Genomic DNA, 20,611 nt, shown 5'->3' on the forward strand with positions numbered 1-20,611 from the left:
ATGCCGCAGATCATTTTTCTGCCACACGCCGAGCATTGCCCGGACGGTATGGTTGTGGAGGCTGAGACCGGCAAGTCCATTCTCGAAGTCGCTCACGACAACCACATCGAGATCGAAAGCGCCTGCGGCGGCGTCAACGCCTGTACCACCTGCCACTGCATCGTCCGCGAAGGTTTCAACAGCCTCGAAGAGGCTGATGAGCTGGAAGAGGACTATCTTGATAGGGCGTGGGGCCTGGAGCCGACATCGCGCTTGAGCTGTCAGGCAAAAGTGGGAACAGAAGACCTTACCGTCGAGATCCCGAAATACTCGCTCAACCATGCCGCCGAAGCGCCGCACTGATTCAAGGAAGCGTCATGAGTCTTAAATGGGTTGAAGTGCAAGAAATTGCTATTCAGTTGGCGGACAAATACCCGGATACGGATCCCTATTCGGTGAACTTCGTCAAATTGCGTCAGATGGTCATGGAACTGCCCGAATTCGATGATATTCCTGATCGAGGCGGCGAGAAGGTACTGGAAGCTATCCAGACAGCCTGGAACGATGAGCGGGACTAGGACCATTTTACGCAGTTAGGCAATACCCAAGAACCCGCGTATAATTCGCGGGTTTAATTTTTCGCAAATTACCGTTTCTGGAGTTACACCATGGCTGTTCAACGTACTTTCTCCATCATCAAGCCTGACGCTGTTGCAAAAAACGTCATCGGCGAGATCACCACCCGTTTCGAAAAAGCCGGCCTGAAGGTTGTAGCTTCGAAACTCAAGCAACTGTCCAAGGCTGAAGCTGAAGGCTTCTACGCTGAGCACAGCGCTCGTGGTTTCTTCGGCGACCTGGTTGCCTTCATGATCTCCGGTCCGGTTGTTGTTCAGGTTCTGGAAGGCGAAAACGCTATCGCTCTGAACCGTGAGCTGATGGGCGCTACCAACCCTAAAGAAGCAGCTGCCGGCACCATCCGTGCTGACTTCGCTGAATCGATCGACGCCAACGCCGTTCACGGTTCGGACTCCGAAGCCGCTGCTGCCCGCGAAATCTCGTACTTTTTCGCTGCTACTGAAGTAACCGCTCGCTAAGCATTGGCTTAAAAGAGCGAAGGTGAATCCATGACTACATTGACTGCAAAAACCAACCTGCTGGGTCTGACTCAACAGGAAATGGAAAAATTCTTCGACTCAATCGGGGAGAAGCGTTTTCGTGCCGCTCAGGTAATGAAGTGGATTCACCATCTTGGCGTCGATGATTTCGACGCCATGACGAACGTCAGCAAGGCCCTGCGCGACAAGCTCAAGGCCATTGCCGAAGTTCGCGGCCCCGAAGTGGTCAGCGAGGACATTTCCACCGACGGCACCCGTAAGTGGGTGGTGCGCGTGGCGTCCGGCAGCTGCGTCGAGACCGTGTACATTCCCCAGGGCAAACGCGGCACGCTGTGCGTTTCGTCCCAGGCAGGCTGTGCCCTGGATTGCAGTTTCTGCTCCACCGGCAAGCAAGGTTTCAACAGCAACCTCACCGCCGCCGAAGTCATCGGCCAGGTGTGGATTGCCAATAAATCGTTCGGCAGCATCCCGGCAACCGCCGACCGTGCCATCACCAACGTGGTGATGATGGGCATGGGCGAGCCGCTGCTGAACTTCGACAACGTGGTTGCGGCCATGCACCTGATGATGGACGACCTGGGCTACGGCATCTCCAAGCGCCGTGTGACCCTGTCGACCTCCGGCGTGGTACCGATGATCGATGAGCTGGCCAAGCACATCGACGTCTCCCTGGCGTTGTCGCTGCACGCACCGAATGACGCATTGCGTAACCAATTGGTGCCGATCAACAAGAAGTATCCGCTTAAGATGCTGCTCGAATCTTGCCAGCGCTATATGGCGACCTTGGGCGAAAAACGTGTGTTGACCATTGAGTACACCATGCTCAAGGACATCAACGACAAGGTCGAGCACGCGGTCGAGATGATCGAGCTGCTCAAGAATGTACCGTGCAAGATCAACCTGATTCCGTTTAACCCGTTTCCCCATTCTGGCTACGAGCGGCCGAGCAACAACGCCATCCGCCGTTTCCAGGATCAACTGCACCATGCAGGCTTCAACGTCACCGTGCGCACCACCCGCGGCGAAGACATCGATGCAGCATGTGGCCAATTGGTAGGACAGGTGCTGGATCGCACCCGTCGCAGCGAACGTTATATCGCCGTGCGTGAATTGAGTGCCGCCGACGATATGCCGCAAAGTGCCGCGACTCGAACCTGAGAGAGGATCTCTATGCCCTTGCGCCTTGCGCTGCTTTTGCTTGTTGCCAGCCTCTCGGCTGGCTGTGTTTCATCGGGTCATGACAGCCCGTTGCAAACCGGCAAGGGCCGTGACGAAGCGCGTGCTGCCTATGTGCAGCTGGGCTTGGGGTACTTGCAGCAAGGGATGGCCGAACAGGCCAAGCTGCCGCTGAAGAAGGCCCTTGAACTGGACGCCAGCGACGCTGACGCCAATGCTGCATTGGCCTTGGTGTTCCAGGCCCAGGCCGAGCCCGAACTGGCCGATCAATATTTCCACAAGGCCTTGGCCATTCGTCCTGGCGACCCGAGACTGCTGAACAATTACGGCAGTTTTCTGTTTGCGCAGAAACGTTATGACCAGGCGTCCGAATATTTCCAGCAGGCTGCGGCCGATACCCTCTATCCTGAGCGTTCGCGGGTTTTCGAGAACCTTGGGGTGACCTCAATGCTTCTTGGCCAGCGCGACAGCGCCCGCCAGCAACTGGAAAAAGCCCTGCACCTGAACCAGCGCCAGCCACGAGCATTGCTCGAAATGGCTGAGTTGTCCTTCGAAGACAGGCATTATGTGCCGGCACGTGACTATTACGAGCGTTTTAGCCTGCTGAGCGGGCAAAATGCACGTAGTCTATTGCTCGGTGTGCGCCTGGCGACGGTTCATGAAGAACGCGACAAGGCCGCACGTTTTGGCCAGCAACTCGAACGACTCTATCCCGGTACGCCGGAATATCAGCAATACCTGTCGGAGCAATGATGAAAGCGGCGCACCCGGAAGTTGTAGCAGCTAATCGTGGAAACCCAGGCGAGACCTTGCGTCAGGCCCGCGAAAGCAATGGTTGGTCGCTGGCAGAAGTGGCCCTCAAGCTCAATTTGACCACGACTTCATTGGGCAACCTTGAAGCTGGCGCGTTCGACAAGCTGCCAGGGCATACCTTTGCCCGCGGCTATATCCGCGCCTACGCCAAGTTGCTCGGTATCGACCAGGCCGCATTGGTCCAGGAATTCGACCAGATCACCGGCACCGATTCCCAGGGCAGCAATGTCCACGGCCTGGGCCGCATAGAAGAGCCTGTGCGGGTTTCCCACACTATTTTGCGAATTGTCAGCCTGCTGCTGCTGATCGCCGTGATCGGCGGTGGCTTTGTATGGTGGCAGGACCAGACCTCCCAGCGCGGCAAGGACTTGTCCAGCAACGCCATGGAGCACGTCGAAGTCGAAAGCGCCGACGGCACCACCCAGATTCATCCGCTGGACGAGCCGGAAGATCAGGCTGTAGCCCAGGGCCAGGCGGCGCCTGAGGCAGAGCCTGGCGCCGAGCAACCTGCGCCGGAGGCCGGGGCTGTCCCTGCCGCTCCTGCCGTCGCACCCGCTCCAGCGGTTGCAACGACGCCTGTTGCTCCGGCTCACACGCCAGCCGCTCCGGCCCATGCCCCGGCTGCGCCTGCACCGGCTCCGGCGACAACGGCTCCGGTCACCCCGGTAGCCCCGGCGATTTCCGCGCCAACCACGCCGGTGCTTATCGCCGGTGATGGCCGAGTACAAATTACCTACGTCGCTGACTGCTGGACGCAAGTCTCCGATGGCAACGGCAAGGTGCTGTTCAGTGGTCTGAAGCGTAAGGGAGATACACTTGACCAGGGCGGCAAGCCTCCTTTGACGCTGCGTCTGGGCTTCGCCCGTGGCGCGCAAGTGGCCTACAACGGCCAGCCTGTGGACGTGGCGCCGTTCACCAGTGGCGAGACTGCTCGCCTCAAGTTGGGACAATAAAGTCATGCACGGCGAATCTCCAATCAAACGTCGCGTATCGCGCAAGATCTGGGTCGGCTCGGTGCCGGTGGGCGGCGATGCCCCCATCGCTGTACAGAGCATGACCAACAGCGACACCAATGATGTGGCGGCCACCGTTGCCCAGATCAATCGTCTGGAAGCGGCTGGCGTCGACATCGTGCGGGTGTCCGTGCCGGACATGGACGCTGCCGAAGCCTTTGGCCGCATCAAGCAACTGGTCAAGGTGCCGCTGGTCGCCGATATCCACTTCGACTACAAGATCGCTTTGCGCGTGGCCGAACTGGGCGTCGATTGCCTGCGGATCAACCCGGGCAACATCGGTCGTGAAGACCGGGTTCGCGCCGTGGTGGATGCTGCCCGTGATCGCGGGATTCCAATCCGCATCGGCGTCAATGCCGGCTCCCTGGAAAAAGACCTGCAAAAGAAATACGGCGAGCCGACTCCGGCAGCATTGGTCGAGTCCGCGTTGCGCCACGTTGAACACCTTGAGCGCCTGAATTTCCAGGACTTCAAGGTCAGCGTAAAGGCTTCCGACGTGTTCATGGCGGTAGAAGCGTACCGCCTGCTGGCCAAGGAAATCGTCCAGCCATTGCACCTGGGTATCACCGAAGCCGGCGGTTTACGCTCAGGCACAGTGAAATCTGCGGTGGGTCTCGGTATGCTGCTGGCCGACGGGATTGGCGATACTATTCGCATCTCCCTCGCGGCAGACCCGGTAGAGGAAGTGAAAGTCGGCTACGACATTCTCAAATCCCTGCATTTGCGTTCCCGTGGCATCAACTTCATTGCCTGCCCAAGCTGCTCGCGGCAGAACTTCGACGTGGTGAAAACCATGAACGAACTGGAAGTACGCCTCGAGGACCTGCTGGTGCCGCTGGATGTTGCGGTGATTGGCTGTGTGGTCAACGGGCCGGGTGAGGCCAAAGAGGCCCATGTGGGCCTGACCGGTGGTACGCCAAACCTGATTTACATCGACGGCAAGCCGTCGCAGAAACTGACGAATGACAATCTGGTGGATGAGCTGGAACGGCTGATCCGCCAGAAAGCGGCCGAAAAGGTCGAAGCTGACGCAGCGGTTATCGCGCGCGGCTGATCGAACGAATTTAAGGATTTGATGTGAGCAAGTCTCTGCAAGCCATTCGTGGCATGAACGACATCCTGCCTGAGCAGACGCCCCTGTGGCGCTACTTCGAGGGCACTGTCGCGCGCCTGCTGGATAACTACGGTTACAAGCAGATCCGCATGCCGATCGTCGAGTTCACCGAGCTGTTCAAGCGCTCCATCGGTGAAGTGACCGACATCGTCGAAAAAGAGATGTACACCTTCGAAGACCGTAACGGCGACTCCCTGACCCTGCGTCCGGAAGGTACTGCCGCCTGCGTGCGTGCGGTGCTGGAACATGGCCTCACCGGCGGTGGCCAGCCGCAGAAGCTTTGGTACATCGGCCCGATGTTCCGCCACGAACGTCCGCAAAAAGGCCGTTATCGCCAGTTCCACCAGATAGGCCTGGAAGTGTTCAACCTCGACGGTCCGGACATCGACGCCGAGCTGATCGTACTGACCTGGCGCCTGTGGGGCATGCTGGGCATCCGTGACGCAGTGAAGCTTGAGCTCAACAGCCTGGGCACCAGCGAATCCCGGGGTCGCTACCGCGAAGCCCTGGTCGAATTCCTGTCGGCTCACCTGGACAAGCTGGACGAAGACAGCCAGCGCCGTCTGAAAACCAACCCGCTGCGGGTACTGGACACCAAGAACGCCGAGACCCAGGCCGTACTCGTGGACGCGCCAAAAATGGCCGACTACCTGGACGACGAATCCCGTATCCACTTCGAGGGCCTCAAGGCTCGCCTGGATGCGGCCGGTATTCCTTACGTCATCAATCCCAAACTGGTGCGTGGCCTCGATTACTACAGCAAGACCGTGTTCGAGTGGGTCACCGACAAGCTCGGCGCCCAGGGCACCGTGTGTGCCGGTGGCCGTTACGACGGCCTGGTCGAGCAGATGGGCGGCAAGCCGACCACCGGTGTCGGTTTCGCCATGGGCATCGAGCGGCTGATCCTGCTGCTGGAAACCCTGGAGCAGGTTCCCGAAGAAATCTCCCGTCAGGTGGACGTGTACTTCTGTGCCTTTGGCGAGGCGGCCGAACTGGCTGCCCTGGCCCTGAGCGAGAAGCTGCGCGACCAACTGCCGAACCTGCGCCTGCAGGTCAATGCCGGCGCCGGCAGCTTTAAAAGCCAGTTCAAGAAAGCCGACAAGAGCGGTGCGCTGTATGCACTGATCCTGGGTGATGATGAGTTGGCCCAGCAAGTGGTAAGTTTCAAACCCCTGCGTGGTCAGGGTGAACAACAAAGCATTGCCTTTGATGCGCTTGCAGCGCACCTGGCCACCTGCATCGTGCAGGGTTGAAGCTGTCAAACAGCCGATTTAGCGATTAAGGAGTATTGGGGTGTCGAGTACTGATGATGACCAGCTGGCCGAGTTCAAAGACTGGTGGCAGCGCAACGGCAAGCCCCTGGTCACTGGCGGTTTGCTGGCTTTAGTAGTGGTGTTCGGCTGGCAAGCCTGGCACAAGTATCAGGCTAACCAGTCGCAAGGCGCCTCGATTATCTATCAGCAATTGCTGGAAACCACGCTGACGCCAAACGGCAAGCCGGACCTCGCCCAAGTGGCGGACCTGGCCGGCAAGCTGAAGAGCGAATTCGGCGGTAGCACCTACGCGCAATACGGCAGCCTGTTCGTCGCAAAAGTTGCGGTCGACAACGGCAAGCTGGATGACGCAGCCTCCGAGCTGAAAGCCATCACCGACAAGCCGGCCAACCCGACACTGGGTGAAATCGCACGTCAGCGTCTGGCTCAGGTACTGGCGGCACAGAACAAGGCCGACGACGCACTGAAACTGCTCGACGGCGATGCTGACAAGGCATTCCTGGCTACTCGTGAAGAGCTCAAGGGCGACCTGCTGGTCCAATTGGGTCGTACCGACGAAGCCAATGCTGCGTACCAAAAAGCCAAGGCGGCGCTGTCTGATGAAGCGGCGGTCGGTGGCTTACAAATCAAGCTCGACGACTTGGCCAAAGGGGATGCGTGACGTGATCCGTTGGAAACATGCAGCATTGCTGGCTCTGGCCGTTTTGGCCGCGGGTTGCAGCAGCAACAGCAAAAAAGAATTGCCTCCGGCCGAGCTGACCAGCTTCAAGGAAGAAGTGGTCCTGCAAAAGCAGTGGAGCCGCTCCATTGGTGACGGTCAGGGCGATCTTTACAACCTGATGGTCCCGGCGATCGACGGTGACACCATCTTCGCCGCTGACTCCACCGGCGTTGTGGTCTCCATGGATCGCATGAACGGCGACGTCAAGTGGAAGAAAGACCTCGAATTGCCTGTGTCCGGCGCCGTTGGCGTGGGTTCTGGCATGGTGATGCTCGGCACGCTGAAAGGCGACGTCGTGGCGCTGGATTCGAGCACCGGTGAAGAGAAATGGCGCGCTCGCGTGACCAGTGAAGTGCTCTCGCCACCGGCTACCAACGGTGACGTGGTTGTCGTCCAGACCCAGGATGACCGTGTGATCGGCCTCGACGCCGCCACCGGTAACCAGCGCTGGTTGTACGACAGCACGCCGGCGGTCCTGACCTTGCGCGGTACCAGCGGTCCGGTTGTGACCAGCAACCTGGCACTGGCAGGCCTGTCGACCGGTAAAGTGGTCGCCCTGGACACCCAGAACGGCGTGCCGGCCTGGGAAACCCGGGTCGCGATCCCTCAAGGTCGTTCGGAACTGGACCGCGTAGTGGACATCGACGGTGGCTTGCTGCTGTCGGGTGATACCCTCTACGTCGCCACTTATCAGGGCCGTGTTGCGGCACTGGACGTGCAAAGCGGCCGGATCAACTGGCAGCGTGATGCTTCCAGCTACGCCGGTGTCGCCCAAGGGTTTGGCAGCGTCTACGTAAGCCTGGCGTCCGGCACCGTTGAAAGTGTCGACGAGCGTTCCACCACTGCATTGTGGAGCAACGACTCCCTGGCCCGCCGTCAACTGTCGGCACCGGAAGTGTTCTCCAGCTACGTAGCGGTAGGTGACTTTGAAGGTTACCTGCACCTGCTGAGCCAGGTAGACGGTCGCTTCGTCGGTCGCGAACGCATCGACAGCGACGGCCTGCGTGCCCGTCCGCTGGTGGTAGGTAACATGCTTTACGTGTATGGCAACAGCGGCAAACTGGAAGCGCTGACCATCAAGTAATGGTTTGACTATGCTTGGGGTAATTCCCAGGCGGCCCTGCTTCGGCAGGGCATGCGGCGCTTCCGAGCGCTGCCCCGAGCACCAGCCGCTGCCTTGCAGCGGCTTTTGTATTTTCTGAAATAACGAAGTGGAGAGCCGCATGGTTCCCGTAATCGCCCTGGTGGGCCGACCGAACGTCGGCAAGTCCACCTTGTTCAACCGCCTGACCAGGACTCGCGACGCCATCGTCGGCGACTTGTCCGGTCTGACCCGTGATCGCCAATACGGTGAGGCAAAGTGGCAAGGGCGCTCCTACATTATTGTCGACACCGGTGGTATCTCCGGTGACGAGCATGGCATGGACGAAAAGATGGCCGAGCAGTCGCTGCTGGCCATTGAAGAAGCTGATGTCGTGTTGTTCCTGGTGGACGCCCGCGCGGGCTACACCGCTGCTGACCAAATGATTGGCGAGCACCTGCGCAAGCGCAACAAGCGTTCCTACGTGGTGGCCAACAAGATCGACAACATCGATCCTGAAATGGCCCGCGCCGAATTCAGCCCGATGGGCCTGGGCGACGCGATCCCGATCGCCGGTGCTCACGGTCGCGGCATCACCCAGATGCTGGAAATCGCCCTGCGCGACTTCCCGCGTGATGACGTGGATGAAGTCGAAGGCGAAGAAGAGATCGTTGCCGAAGGCGAGGAAGCCAAGCGCATTCCTGGCCCAAGCGAAAAAGACGGTATCAAGATCGCGATCATCGGACGCCCGAACGTCGGCAAGTCGACCCTGGTCAACCGTATGCTCGGTGAAGACCGGGTCATCGTCTATGACGAGCCCGGCACCACCCGCGACAGTATCTACATCCCGTTCGAGCGTAACGACGAGAAGTACACGCTGATCGACACCGCCGGTGTGCGCAAGCGCGGCAAGATCCACGAGGAAGTTGAAAAGTTCTCCGTGGTGAAAACCCTGCAGGCGATCAAAGACGCCAACGTGGTGATCTTCGTCATGGACGCCCGCGAAGGCGTGGTAGACCACGACCTGAACTTGCTGGGCTTTGCCCTGGAAGCTGGCCGCGCCCTGGTGATTGCGATCAACAAGTGGGACGGCATGACGCCAAGCGAGCGCGACTACGTCAAGGTCGAGCTGCAGCGTCGTCTGTTCTTCGTCGAGTTCGCCGATATTCACTTTATCTCGGCACTGCACGGTACCGGCGTGGGCAACCTCTACGCGTCGGTGCAGAACTCGTTCAAGTCCGCGGTTACCCGCTGGCCGACCAACCGCCTGACCCAGATTCTTGAAGATGCGGTCAGCGAGCACGCGCCACCGATGGTCAACAACCGTCGGATCAAGCTGCGCTACGCCCACTTGGGTGGTGCCAACCCGCCGATTATCGTGATCCACGGTAACCAGCTGGAGAAAGTGCCGAAGTCCTACGTGCGTTACCTGGAAAACACCTATCGCCGTGTCTTGAAACTGGTCGGTACGCCGATCCGTATCGAGTTCAAGGGTGGCGAGAACCCGTACGAAGGTAACAAGAACAGCCTCACCGACCGCCAGGTAAACAAAAAGCGCCGGATGATGACGCACCACAAGAAAGCCGACAAAAAGCGCCGCGACAAGCGCTGATCCTGATCGGTTAAAAAAGGGCTCTTTCAGAGCCCTTTTTTGTGCCTGGCGGTTGACCCTTCGCGGCATGCAGCTTAAAACTTGGGGCTCACCGCAAGGGGCGCACCGATGATCACCAGCAAGCTGCCGAATGTCGGCACCACCATCTTCACCACCATGTCGCAACTCGCCGCCGAAACCGGTGCGCTCAACCTGTCTCAAGGTTTTCCCGACTTCAATGGGCCGCAAGGTTTGCTCGATGCGGTGGGCAAGCACATTGCCCTCGGCCATAACCAATACGCGCCCATGACCGGCCTGCCGGTGCTGCGCCAGCAAGTGGCGGCCAAGATCGCCCGCAGCTATGGCGCCACGGTGAATGCCGACAGCGAAGTGACCATCACCCCTGGCGCCACCGAGGCGATCTTCTGTGCGATCCAGGCGGTGATTCGCAGCGGTGATGAAGTCATCGTGTTCGATCCTGCCTACGACAGCTACGAGCCGTCGGTAGAACTGGCAGGCGGTCGCTGCGTGCATGTGCAACTGGGCCTGGCTGACTTCGCCCTGGACTTCGAGCGACTGCGTGCCGCGCTGTCACCGCGCACCCGCATGATCATCCTCAACAGCCCCCACAACCCCACCGGCGCCCTGATCAGCCGTGCCGAGCTGGACCAGTTGGCCGAGTTGATCCGCGACCGGGATATCTACCTGGTCAGCGACGAGGTCTACGAGCACCTGGTATTTGACGGTGTGCCCCACGTCAGCGTGCTGGCCCACGAAGAGCTGTACCAGCGTGCCTTCGTGGTCAGCTCCTTCGGCAAGACCTACCACGTCACCGGCTGGAAAACCGGCTACGTGATCGCGCCCCCGGCCCTTAGCGCCGAACTGCGCAAGGTGCATCAATATGTCAACTTTTGCGGTGTGACCCCGTTGCAGTACGCTTTGGCAGACTTCATGGCCGAACACCCGGAACACGTCGAGGAACTGCCGGCGTTTTATCAAGCCAAGCGCGACCTGTTCTGCGACCTGCTGGAACCGTCGCGTTTCAGCTTTACCCGGGTGGCCGGTACTTACTTTCAACTGGTGGATTACTCACAGATTCGCCCGGACCTGGATGACGTCGCCATGTCACTGTGGATGACCCGCGAACATGGCGTGGCCACCATCCCGGTCTCGGTGTTCTACCAGAACCCACCGCAAAGCCAGCGCCTGGTGCGACTGTGCTTTGCCAAACGCGAGGAGACGCTGCGTCAAGCAGCCGAGAAACTATGCGTGATCTGAGTGCACTGCCCAACCTGAACATTGCATTGGTGCAAACCACCCTGGCCTGGCACGACCGCCAGGCCAACCTGGAGCATTTCGAGCTGCTGCTGGAGCAGGCAAGCGGCGCCGACCTGATCGTGCTGCCGGAGATGTTCACCACCGGTTTCTCGATGGAGTCGCAAACCCTCGCCGAACCTGAAAACGGTCCCACCCATCAATGGCTGCAGGCTCAGGCGAAGAAGTACAACGCCGTGATCACCGGCAGCGTGATCATCCAGGCCGCCGATCGCAGCCACCGCAACCGCCTGCTGTGGGCGCGCCCGGATGGCGAGGTGTTGCACTACGACAAGCGGCACCTGTTCCGCATGGCCGGTGAGCACGACCACTACACCCCCGGCGAGCGCCAGGTGCAGTTCGAACTCAAGGGCTGGCGGATTCGTCCGCTGATCTGCTACGACCTGCGCTTCCCGGTATGGAGCCGTGATGCCCAGGACACTGACCTGCTGCTGTACACCGCCAACTGGCCGGGCGCACGACGCCAGCACTGGAACCGCCTGCTGCCGGCCCGGGCCATCGAAAACCTGTGCTACGTGGCGGCGGTGAATCGAGTGGGCACCGACGGGAAAGGTTTTGCCTACACCGGTGACAGCCAGGTCGTGGACTTCCAGGGAGAAAGCCTGCTGAGCGCAGGGGAGGCGGACGGGGTGTTCCAGGTGTGCCTGGATGCAGCGGAATTGGCAGCGTACCGCACACGCTTCCCGGCGAACCTGGATGCGGACAGCTTCGAGTTCACCTGAAGGACCTCCATCGCCTGGGAGATCGCTATCGCGGACAAGCCCGGCTCCCACAGTTGATCTGAGTTGTCTGGAGGAATGCATTCCCCTGTGGGAGCCGGGCTTGCCCGCGAAGAGGCCCTGACAGTCACCACAAATTTCGAACTCCACAAAAAAGGCCCCTGGATTCTCATCCCGGGGCCTTTTGCATGTCAGCGTTGAGTGCTTACGCCGCTTTCGCTTCCAGCTGGCTCAACGAACGGTTCAGCGCGCTGAACACGGCTTTGAAGCTTGCCGTGGTGATGTTTTCATCAATACCCACACCGTGCACCGGACGCTCACCGTTCACTCGCAGCTCGATGTAGGCCGCTGCCTTGGCATGGGTGCCCGCGCCAATCGCGTGTTCGTTGTAGTCCATGATCTCCACGCCAATCGGCAGCCCGGCCACCAGCGCTTCCAGGGCGCCGTTGCCTTTACCGTGCCAGCGCAGGTTGGTTTCGCCCTGGCCCTTGCCGGAGACTTCAACTTCCACCGAGCTGTTGCCGTTCTCTTCCTGCAGGCGATGGCTCACCAGCGCGTACGGCGTGTTGGCTTGCAGGTATTCACGCTGCAACAAGCTGTAGATCTGCGCGGCAGTCATCTCCAGGCCCACACGGTCGGTTTCGGCCTGTACCACCTGGCTGAACTCGATCTGCATGCGGCGCGGCAAGCTGATGCCGTATTCCTGCTCCAGCAGATAGGCGATGCCGCCTTTGCCCGACTGGCTGTTGACGCGGATCACTGCCTCGTAGCTGCGGCCGATGTCGGCCGGGTCGATCGGCAAGTACGGCACCTCCCACAGGGCGTCGTCTTTCTGCTGGGTGAAGCCCTTGCGGATCGCGTCCTGGTGGGAGCCGGAGAAGGCGGTGTGAACCAGGTCGCCAACATACGGGTGACGCGGGTGCACCGGGATCTGGTTGCACTCTTCGACGACCTTGCGGATGCCGTCGATGTCGGAAAAGTCCAGCTGCGGGTCGAGGCCTTGGGTGTACATGTTCAGCGCCACCGTCACCAGGTCGACGTTACCGGTACGCTCGCCGTTGCCGAACAGGCAGCCTTCGACGCGATCAGCGCCGGCCATCAGGCCCAGCTCGGTGGCGGCGACGCCAGTGCCACGGTCGTTGTGGGTGTGCAGGCTGATGATCACGCTGTCACGACGGTTGATATGGCGACCGAACCACTCGATCTGGTCGGCATAGATGTTCGGGGTGGCACATTCTACAGTAGCGGGCAGGTTGAGGATCACCTTGTGCTCGGGCGTCGGGTTCCAGACCTCGATCACCGCGTCACAGACTTCCTTGGCGAACTCCAGCTCAGTGGCGCTGAAGGTCTCTGGCGAGTACTCGAACGTCCACTGGGTTTCCGGCTGCTGGGCGGCGTATTTGACGAACAGTTTGGCCGCGTTGACCGCGATGGCCTTGATGCCGTCCTTGTCCTGGTTGAACACGATGCGGCGGAACGACGGCGAGGTGGCGTTGTACAAGTGAACGATGGCTTTCTTCGCGCCGCGCAGGGATTCGAACGTGCGTGCGATCAAGTCTTCACGGCCCTGGGTCAGCACCTGGATGGTGGTGTCCGCGGGGATGTGGTTGTCTTCGATCAGGGTGCGCACGAAGTCGAAGTCGGTTTGCGAGGCGGCCGGGAAGGAGGCTTCGATTTCTTTTACACCGACGGCGACCAGGGTCTTCCAGAAACGCAGCTTTTTCACCGCGTCCATCGGTTCGATCAGCGACTGGTTGCCGTCGCGCAAGTCGGAACTGCACCAGATCGGCGCGGCGGTGATGGTCTTCGACGGCCAGGTACGGTCCGGGATATCAATGGTCGGGAACGCGCGGTACTTCGAAGACGGGTCTTTGAGCATGCTCATCGGGAAATCCTTTGTTTAAGGGCCGAGAAAAGGCGGCCTGCCGTAAAACTGTTATTGGGGATAAAGCAAAAGACGAGGCAGATCGATTCAGCCTGGCAGTCGTGCGCTGACGAGGCACAGGCTGCGGTGCTGGCGGAGCTGAATGAGGGTGTGAGAGGTTTTCATAGGTCCAACCCTAACCGTGAGGCGTTAAGATGGCAAGCCGTGAAAAAAAATTGAGATAATTTCCAAGTTATTCGGGTTTTTCAATTTTTTATTGTTTCTTTTATTAATATTGTTGGTTTTTATTGCTGTTCATTTTGCTGGTGCGCAATCTTGAATGGTGGGTTGCGCCGCTATGGGCGGCGCGACCCTGGTTGGCTATACGGTAAGGAACCTACAAGGTGATCTTGTCAATGTTGTAGTCAATATGAATGTCACCGATTGGCTCAGGGATGCTGGTGCCGTGCAGCAGCTTGAGCGGGGGTGGAGGGGTATGGGGCGGCTGGCTGACGATAGTCGACACACCTTTTGGTGTTGGGCTGATCGAGACGCTTACGCCTGCGGTTAACTCCGAGATACCGGGAATATTGTCATAGGTATTCATGTGCGCCTTGCCGACAACCGCGACGTATTTCTCACCTGCCGGGGTCTGATTGATAAGCTGGGTAGCGGCATAATTGAACTCTTGCAAGCGGTCATCGTAGAAGCGTGAATTGCTTATTCTGCTAATCCAGTTATCGCTGTGCATTGTCAGCTCTCTATGCTCGAGGCCTATGACCTTGATACCGTTTTTTTCTGCCGCATCAATAACATCCGACACTATTGGGCTCGTTGGTGAGTAGGCTCCATCGTAGACTCTTGGCGATGCATAAACGGCATCTGATGGTGTATAGGCGCCTGCGCCAAACCCCGGCCCTTTCTGAAGAAAGAGCGTGTTTTCCATGTAAAGAACGGTCACTCCACTGTTTTTGAATGTCTGCATTTGGTCAATCAGGAGTTGAAACGTGGCAGGTTCGTAGTGCACCTCTCCGAATACCAACCCCCTCACATCCGGCTGTGCCAGGGCACTTTGAACGGCGCTCTTGGGCGTGGCATTAATGTCTATCGGCGCTAGCTGAGGGCGAACAGGCATCTGCCCGTTGGCCATGCTGGTGTAGAAGTCTTGCATGTCCCGTTTGAACCAGCGCCTGATGTGCCCAATCGTTGCACCGCTGGCATCAGTAAAGTCATTCGCACCCTTTCCGGTAATGATCCGGTCCATATAGTCATCAGGCGGCGGCGTGGGTCTTCCCCGGTGGCGACGGCCTCTCGGCAATTCGCTCAGGCGCCATTCCCCGTTACCGGCAGACTCCAGGGAAGCCTTGATGCGGCTGCTTTTCGGGGCGCTCAGCGGTGCATTGGGATCGACGATATTGACCTGCCCGTTACGCGCATGGAACGCTGAATCGATCTGATAAACATCGTGGGTCCCTCTGCTGTCGGTATAGCGAATGTACCAATTGTCGCCAACGTTATAGGTACCGTCCGTTCTTAAGGGGTGATCCTTGATCGTGCTGTCGGGGACGGTGTAAGCGCCGAGGTCGCGGCTCGGTAGCTTGGGTAAGGAGGGTGCGGGCGTGCCGGTTGAAGTACCTGCGGGCAATGAGCCTGGCGCTGGCGTCAAGGCTCGCTGCGCAAAGGGTATTTTACTGCTTCCAGCGATTGCCATCGAAGCCTTGTTTACCGGCCGCAGCGGCGCGCTGCGAAACAGCGGGATGCCCGCCGCGGAGGTTGTAAAATCAGCGTAGATCGCACGTCCCAGGCCAGGCTTCTTGAGCAGCCCTGGCAGTACCTTGGCGTTGGCCCGCAGGGCCGTCACGCCTGCTTTGCCTAGTCGCAGGCCCGTCGACAGGCCTTTACCAACTACCGGCAACAGATCCAGGAATATAGAGGCTACCTCAATGCCGAATTGAATCTTGTTGGTTGTTGATTGTGTCGCGACTTCCGCGCTGCTGACGGACTGATAATCCGCCTTGTCTATCAGCATTTGGACCTGCTGTTTGTACAGCTCATCCTGCACGTTTCCGGTGATGGGGTGGAGTGTGGCGCCGCCCTTGAGCTTCGCAGCGCCGATCAAGAGCTCCAGGGAGGACAAAGGGTTAGTCAGTAGGTTGAGCGGATTCGATTTTATTTTTTGTGTGTATTTATCGATGTCGCTCTTCTCGACTGGCGACTTCCGGCCAGCGGTGTAGAGTTTCCATTGTGGCTTTTCGAGCAAGGTGCTCAGTGCATTCTGGTCCGCCACTTCGCGAAAGGCCACGCCGTCTGGCGCGTTCGGGGTGTACAACACCAGCGAAGCGTCGATCTGGTTGCTGATGACCATGACGCCTTGCACCGTTAAGCCATGCTGGACGAGCGTGTTGGTGATGATGGCCTTTCCATCCACCGTGGGGCGGTTTGCCGGCTCGGGATGATCAAGTACCGCGCGAACCCACTGTGCGCCACGTTTGGTAGTGGTCTCGGTAGTGGCGTTGGCGGTATAGGCATCGGGGTTGAGGTCTGCGAGAAACGCCTCTTTTTCCATCACGTCGGCCAGGGTGGCTTTCCAGGTGTTGCGTACCACGCCCGCAGGCCCTGAGTCTGCATCTGTGGCTAGCTGTTGTTTGAGCAGCTTGGTGTATTCGCCACCGACATCGGCGGTATTGACCAGTGTTTTTAGCTGGTCCGTGTCCAGAACCACCGGTTTGCCGGCAGCGTCCAGAATCGGTCTGCCTTGGGTATCGTTCAAGGGCAGCGTGAAAGTGATCTGGGTATGGGTTGCGCTCTCGCCGGCTGGAAACTCAGTAGGGTTCTTCAACCCCAGGTCAGTCAGTGATAGCTGCGCGTTGTTTACTGAGCGTGACTCGTGACCGCTGGGACGGCCTGTATGAGTGCTGGTTTTGCTTTGCACCTGAACCCTCAATTGGTCAGCATTCACCTGAGCGGTTGGGTACAGTTTTCTGATCGCCTCATTCATCTTGTCCCGGGAAAACTCGGTCAATGAGGGAATGCTTTCCAGAAGTGGAGTCAACCTGTCCTGGCTTTTTTCCTCGGCATGTTCCAACTTTTTGAACAGTTCGTAGTGAACCGGCTGCAAGCTTCTCAGCCATTCAGGTTGCAGTTTGTCGGCCAGTTTCTGGTTGCGTGCCTGCATGGCATTGCTGCCATCAAGCAGGTATGACCAGTCGGCAGCCTCATCAATGGCTTGGTGTAATGGCGTGGTGGATTGGGGGGATATATTGGCAAAGCCCGTGTTGATTTCGGCCTGCTGGCGCTTGAGCATCTCAGGCAAGCCTTCGGCCAGCACCTCCCCGGCCAGAGGCTCGGCGCTGAGCATCAGGTCGTCCCCGGTGGGTGGGTTCGACCGGTTTTGCAACGATAGCGGTAGCGTCTGTAACAGCAGCTCGGCGCCTGTTCCGCCTTGATCCAGGCGTTGCGCCAACGTTTCGCGTGCCTGGGCGGGGGTTGCGAACTCTTCGAATCCCTCGCCGGGTGTATAGAGTACGACCGGGCCATTGGCATCGTTGAGCGCCAGGGATCTGCCTTTGGGCCAGGCCGGCGGAGTGGCGAAGGACCCGTCAGTCTGAGTGATGAGAAAGGTGCCTGCGAGTAAAGCACCACGCTCGGTGCCGTCATCCAGGGTGAGCGGATACACACCCGGACGGGCGCCATCGGCAAAGACTTTCTCCCGTTCGACGAGAGTGGGGTATTGCAGCGCGGCGTCGATCAGTTGTTTGCCTGCCGGGCTCAGGGTGCCGTCGCTTGCGCGCAGTGCCGCCAGTGTCGACAGTTGGCGCTTGTGCAGGGTCAACAGTTCGTCCTGCGGCGTCTTCAGTACCGGCGGGTTTGTTTTCGACGGGCGCGGTGTTGTCCAGAAGGCGAGTGACGCCTCGGGATATTGTGTGGTGATGCGTTGGGCGATGGTGTTTAACGAGTGCGTTGTGTCGATGAGTGCCGGCGGTTGGCTGGCTGTGCCTTGGCTGAATACGCCCGACTGCACGCCGGTGCCTTCGTCAGTATTCCTCCCAGGCTGGCTCGACAGTTCTGCAATCTTTTTATCCAGTGCCTTCAGAAGAGGTTGCTCAGAGAGCGTTCTGATACTGCCATCGCTCTGCCTGATCCAGCGCCTGAAGGTCAGCTCTGCTGGATTGAGATGGGGTTGGTCGGCAAGCATCGTTGTCACTTGCTGCAACAGGAAATCCTTGAAGTTCGGCTGCTGGCTCTGCAGCCGTTGCATCGCGTGCGTGAGGGTGTCGTGTTGAGTGATGAAGGCTTGCTGATCGCTCACGTTGAAATGGTCTGCGAGTGCTGAGCGTTGCTCCGGAGGTATTCCTGGCGAGTCGGGCAACAGGCCAGGTGGGCTGGTGTTGACGACGGGGGTTGGGGGGACGGTAGGTAGGGCGGGGGGGTGGATCGAGGTACGCTGCATCGACGTTTGAGCGAGAGCAAACATAGGGAAACCTCACAGTATTTGAATGTTGTTACGCTCCTTGTAAGTCGTCAGGTAGGTGAGTATTCACGGTGGGTTGGTTCCTGCAGGAAATGTAAGCAAACTGCGCTGCACCGGCGTCGATGCAGCGCAGAACTCAGGGCTGAAACGCCCCGATAAAAATCGCCGGGTCCACCCGCGCATCGTTCAGGCTGATGTTCCAGTGCATGTGTGGCCCGGTCGCCCGGCCGGTGGAACCGACCTTGCCCACCACGGCACCGCGTGCCAGTTGCTGGCCCACGCTCACATCAATCTTCGACATATGGCAGAACATGCTGATAAAGCCTTGGCCATGGTCGACAAACACGGTGTTGCCGTTGAAGAAGTAGTTACCGGTGAGAATCACCTTGCCCGCCGCCGGGGTCTTGATCGGTGTGCCGGCGCCCACGGCAAAATCCAGGCCCGAATGCGGATTACGCTCCTCACCATTGAAGAAACGTCGTACGCCGAACTTACTCGACAGCGGCCCGTTCACCGGCTTGTCCAGCAACAGGTTGCTCGGCGTGTTCGGGCTGAAGCTGCGATACGCCTTGAGCTGGACCGCCAACTCGCCTTCGATGCGTTTGAGTTGCGCCGGGTCGGGGTTCACCTGGCTTTTGTTCTTCAAGGTGATGTGCTGTTCGGGGTACTTCTTGAAGCCCACGATAAACGGCAGGTTCTGGCTGCCGCTGGTGATGCGCTGGGTGCCGGGTTTGACCGTCAGCGGGATGCCGACAATCGCCAGCCAGTTGTTCTGCTCCTTCACCACCAATACCGGCCTGTTCAGGTAAGTGGCCTTGGGCGCCGTGGCAGAAGTGCCGAGGTCGATCACCGCGACGCCACCGGGCACCGGCTTGTTCAGCAGCCGGGTGATGTAGCTGTCGGCGTGGGCATTGAAGGTCAGGCACAGCAACATCAACACACTTAAAAAACGTGGCATCAATCAATCCAGTAACGAGAGGGTGACGGGCGTCAGGTGGTTGTCTTCCACCCGCACCTGCAATTGGCCTTCACCGAGGCGCGCGGTGAGGCGCTGGCCGGTATGGGTTTGTGCGGCGTTGCGAATTGCCTGGCCGCGCTCGTCGAGCAAGATGCTGTAGCCGCGGCCGAGGGTGGCCAGCGGGCTGACCACGTGCAGTGTCTGCACCTGGCTTTGCAGTTGCAGGCGGCGTGCCTTGAGGCCTTCGCGCATGGCGCGGGGCAGGCGTTCGGCGAGGCTGTCCAGGCGCTGGCGCAGCAGGGCCAATTGGCGGCCGGGGTGTTGGCCGGCGAGGCGGGTTTCGAGGCGGATCAGGCGTTCACGACGGGTATTCAGGTTGCGCTCGAAGGCCCGGCGCAGGCGCATGTCCAGGTCGTCGAGGCGCTGGGCTTGCTGGCGCAGGCGTTCGCCCGGGTGACGCAGGCGACGGGCCATGCCTTCCAGGCGCAGGCGGGCGTGGCTCAGGCGGTTGCGCATCAGCATCACCAGGCGGCGGTGCAGGTTCTCTACTTGGCGAGTCAGGTGACTGGAATCCGGCGCTAACAGCTCGGCAGCGGCGGAAGGGGTAGGCGCACGCACGTCGGCGACAAAGTCACTGATGGACACATCGGTCTCGTGGCCGACCGCACTGACGATGGGCGTCACGCAGGCGTCCACCGCACGCGCTACGGCTTCTTCGTTGAAACACCAGAGGTCTTCCAGCGAGCCGCCGCCACGGGCCAGGATCAACGCGTCAAAGCCGCGGGCATCGGCCAGCTTCAGGGCGCGGACGATTTGCGCCACGGCCTCACGGCCTTGCACGGCCGTCGGGATCAACGTCAGTTCGACGTTGGGCGCCCGGCGGCGGAATACGCTGATGATGTCACGAATCACCGCGCCGGTAGGCGAGCTGATAATCCCGATGCGCCTTGGGTGGGCGGGCAGCGGCACCTTGCGCTCGGCACTGAACAAGCCTTCGGCGCTGAGTTTTTCCTTCAGCGCGTCGAAGGCCAGGCGCAACGCGCCATCACCGGCCGGCTCCACCGTGTCGAGAATCAACTGATAGTCGCCACGGCCTTCAAACAGCGAGACCTTGCCCCGTACCTTTACCGCCAGGCCGTCTTTCAACGCCTGGCGCACCCGTGCGGCGTTCTGCCGGAACAGCGCGCAACGCACCTGGGCGCCGCTGTCCTTGAGGGTGAAATACACGTGGCCGGAGGCCGGGCGGGCGAGGTTGGAGATCTCGCCTTCGACCCAGATATTGGTGAACACGTCTTCCAGCAACACTCGCGCGCGGCCGTTGAGCTGGCTGACAGTCAGGACTTCGCGGTCCAGGCCCAGACGGGCAAAGGGATCTTTAATCATGGGT

17 protein-coding genes are annotated in these 20,611 nt (G+C 59.6%); 13 read left to right on the forward strand and 4 right to left on the reverse strand.

Features of this window, described 5'->3' with window-relative positions; genetic code table 11:
- From fdx to P3C29_RS18015, 13 genes are all read left to right on the forward strand, one after another.
- Window positions 1-342, forward strand: coding sequence for an ISC system 2Fe-2S type ferredoxin (fdx, locus tag P3C29_RS17955; RefSeq protein ID WP_010176867.1), 342 nt, complete (start codon window positions 1-3; stop codon window positions 340-342).
- 14 nt (window positions 343-356) lie between these two features.
- Entirely contained in the window at window positions 357-557 is a 201-nt protein-coding gene (iscX, locus tag P3C29_RS17960) for a Fe-S cluster assembly protein IscX (RefSeq protein WP_010176866.1), read from the forward strand.
- Window positions 558-647: 90 nt separating this feature from the next.
- Window positions 648-1,073 (forward strand): nucleoside-diphosphate kinase, encoded by a 426-nt coding sequence (ndk, locus tag P3C29_RS17965; protein ID WP_003175956.1) that lies wholly within the window; start codon window positions 648-650, stop codon window positions 1,071-1,073.
- A 30-nt stretch (window positions 1,074-1,103) separates the two neighbouring features.
- The gene (gene rlmN, locus P3C29_RS17970) at window positions 1,104-2,252 is read left to right on the forward strand and encodes a 23S rRNA (adenine(2503)-C(2))-methyltransferase RlmN (RefSeq protein ID WP_003209670.1); all 1,149 of its coding nucleotides are present in this window, start codon (window positions 1,104-1,106) and stop codon (window positions 2,250-2,252) included.
- A 12-nt stretch (window positions 2,253-2,264) separates the two neighbouring features.
- Window positions 2,265-3,023, forward strand: a complete 759-nt coding sequence (gene pilW / locus P3C29_RS17975; RefSeq protein ID WP_275965057.1) for a type IV pilus biogenesis/stability protein PilW — start codon at window positions 2,265-2,267, stop codon at window positions 3,021-3,023.
- Entirely contained in the window at window positions 3,023-4,036 is a 1,014-nt protein-coding gene (locus P3C29_RS17980; protein ID WP_275965058.1) for a RodZ family helix-turn-helix domain-containing protein, read from the forward strand. The genes pilW and P3C29_RS17980 overlap by 1 nt, the downstream gene beginning before the upstream one ends.
- A gap of 4 nt (window positions 4,037-4,040) precedes the next feature.
- The gene (gene ispG, locus P3C29_RS17985) at window positions 4,041-5,150 is read left to right on the forward strand and encodes a flavodoxin-dependent (E)-4-hydroxy-3-methylbut-2-enyl-diphosphate synthase (RefSeq protein WP_003209666.1); all 1,110 of its coding nucleotides are present in this window, start codon (window positions 4,041-4,043) and stop codon (window positions 5,148-5,150) included.
- A 23-nt stretch (window positions 5,151-5,173) separates the two neighbouring features.
- The gene (gene hisS, locus P3C29_RS17990) at window positions 5,174-6,463 is read left to right on the forward strand and encodes a histidine--tRNA ligase (RefSeq protein WP_003209664.1); all 1,290 of its coding nucleotides are present in this window, start codon (window positions 5,174-5,176) and stop codon (window positions 6,461-6,463) included.
- A 40-nt stretch (window positions 6,464-6,503) separates the two neighbouring features.
- On the forward strand, window positions 6,504-7,145 hold the full coding sequence (locus tag P3C29_RS17995; protein WP_010176862.1) for a tetratricopeptide repeat protein: 642 nt from the start codon (window positions 6,504-6,506) through the stop codon (window positions 7,143-7,145).
- Window positions 7,138-8,289, forward strand: a complete 1,152-nt coding sequence (gene bamB / locus P3C29_RS18000) for an outer membrane protein assembly factor BamB (RefSeq protein WP_029616169.1) — start codon at window positions 7,138-7,140, stop codon at window positions 8,287-8,289. The genes P3C29_RS17995 and bamB overlap by 8 nt, the downstream gene beginning before the upstream one ends.
- A 139-nt stretch (window positions 8,290-8,428) precedes the next feature.
- Entirely contained in the window at window positions 8,429-9,898 is a 1,470-nt protein-coding gene (der, locus tag P3C29_RS18005; protein ID WP_003209661.1) for a ribosome biogenesis GTPase Der, read from the forward strand.
- A gap of 108 nt (window positions 9,899-10,006) precedes the next feature.
- Entirely contained in the window at window positions 10,007-11,155 is a 1,149-nt protein-coding gene (locus P3C29_RS18010) for a pyridoxal phosphate-dependent aminotransferase (RefSeq protein WP_201121636.1), read from the forward strand.
- Window positions 11,143-11,934: an amidohydrolase gene (locus P3C29_RS18015; RefSeq protein ID WP_275965059.1), complete on the forward strand. Its 792-nt coding sequence runs from the start codon at window positions 11,143-11,145 to the stop codon at window positions 11,932-11,934. Before P3C29_RS18010 ends, P3C29_RS18015 begins: the two co-directional genes overlap by 13 nt.
- 202 nt (window positions 11,935-12,136) lie before the next feature.
- On the opposite strand, the gene leuA is transcribed toward P3C29_RS18015, so the two are convergent.
- From leuA to xseA, 4 genes are all read right to left on the reverse strand, one after another.
- A complete protein-coding gene (gene leuA / locus P3C29_RS18020) occupies window positions 12,137-13,816 on the reverse strand; it encodes a 2-isopropylmalate synthase (protein ID WP_201121634.1) in 1,680 nt (559 codons plus the stop codon).
- A gap of 376 nt (window positions 13,817-14,192) precedes the next feature.
- A complete protein-coding gene (locus P3C29_RS18025; protein ID WP_275965060.1) occupies window positions 14,193-18,104 on the reverse strand; it encodes a membrane-targeted effector domain-containing toxin in 3,912 nt (1,303 codons plus the stop codon).
- Window positions 18,105-18,402: 298 nt separating this feature from the next.
- Entirely contained in the window at window positions 18,403-19,224 is an 822-nt protein-coding gene (locus P3C29_RS18030) for a peptidoglycan DD-metalloendopeptidase family protein (protein ID WP_010176856.1), read from the reverse strand.
- Between the two features lie 3 nt (window positions 19,225-19,227).
- Entirely contained in the window at window positions 19,228-20,607 is a 1,380-nt protein-coding gene (gene xseA / locus P3C29_RS18035; protein WP_275965061.1) for an exodeoxyribonuclease VII large subunit, read from the reverse strand.
- Window positions 20,608-20,611 lie beyond the last annotated feature (4 nt).

Source organism: Pseudomonas sp. 1912-s, from assembly GCF_029269205.1.
Lineage (GTDB): Bacteria > Pseudomonadota > Gammaproteobacteria > Pseudomonadales > Pseudomonadaceae > Aquipseudomonas.

What these genes read in the sequence shown, in the direction of transcription:
- fdx (WP_010176867.1), top strand. Translation starts at nt 1, where the DNA reads ATGCCGCAGATCATTTTTCTGCCACACGCCGAGCATTGCCCGGACGGT.
- P3C29_RS18010 (WP_201121636.1), top strand. Translation starts at nt 10,007, where the DNA reads ATGATCACCAGCAAGCTGCCGAATGTCGGCACCACCATCTTCACCACC.
- P3C29_RS18030 (WP_010176856.1), bottom strand. Translation starts at nt 19,224, where the DNA reads ATGCCACGTTTTTTAAGTGTGTTGATGTTGCTGTGCCTGACCTTCAAT.
- leuA (WP_201121634.1), bottom strand. Translation starts at nt 13,816, where the DNA reads ATGAGCATGCTCAAAGACCCGTCTTCGAAGTACCGCGCGTTCCCGACC.
- rlmN (WP_003209670.1), top strand. Translation starts at nt 1,104, where the DNA reads ATGACTACATTGACTGCAAAAACCAACCTGCTGGGTCTGACTCAACAG.
- P3C29_RS17980 (WP_275965058.1), top strand. Translation starts at nt 3,023, where the DNA reads ATGAAAGCGGCGCACCCGGAAGTTGTAGCAGCTAATCGTGGAAACCCA.
- ispG (WP_003209666.1), top strand. Translation starts at nt 4,041, where the DNA reads ATGCACGGCGAATCTCCAATCAAACGTCGCGTATCGCGCAAGATCTGG.
- ndk (WP_003175956.1), top strand. Translation starts at nt 648, where the DNA reads ATGGCTGTTCAACGTACTTTCTCCATCATCAAGCCTGACGCTGTTGCA.
- xseA (WP_275965061.1), bottom strand. Translation starts at nt 20,607, where the DNA reads ATGATTAAAGATCCCTTTGCCCGTCTGGGCCTGGACCGCGAAGTCCTG.
- pilW (WP_275965057.1), top strand. Translation starts at nt 2,265, where the DNA reads ATGCCCTTGCGCCTTGCGCTGCTTTTGCTTGTTGCCAGCCTCTCGGCT.
- iscX (WP_010176866.1), top strand. Translation starts at nt 357, where the DNA reads ATGAGTCTTAAATGGGTTGAAGTGCAAGAAATTGCTATTCAGTTGGCG.
- der (WP_003209661.1), top strand. Translation starts at nt 8,429, where the DNA reads ATGGTTCCCGTAATCGCCCTGGTGGGCCGACCGAACGTCGGCAAGTCC.
- P3C29_RS18015 (WP_275965059.1), top strand. Translation starts at nt 11,143, where the DNA reads ATGCGTGATCTGAGTGCACTGCCCAACCTGAACATTGCATTGGTGCAA.
- bamB (WP_029616169.1), top strand. Translation starts at nt 7,138, where the DNA reads ATGCGTGACGTGATCCGTTGGAAACATGCAGCATTGCTGGCTCTGGCC.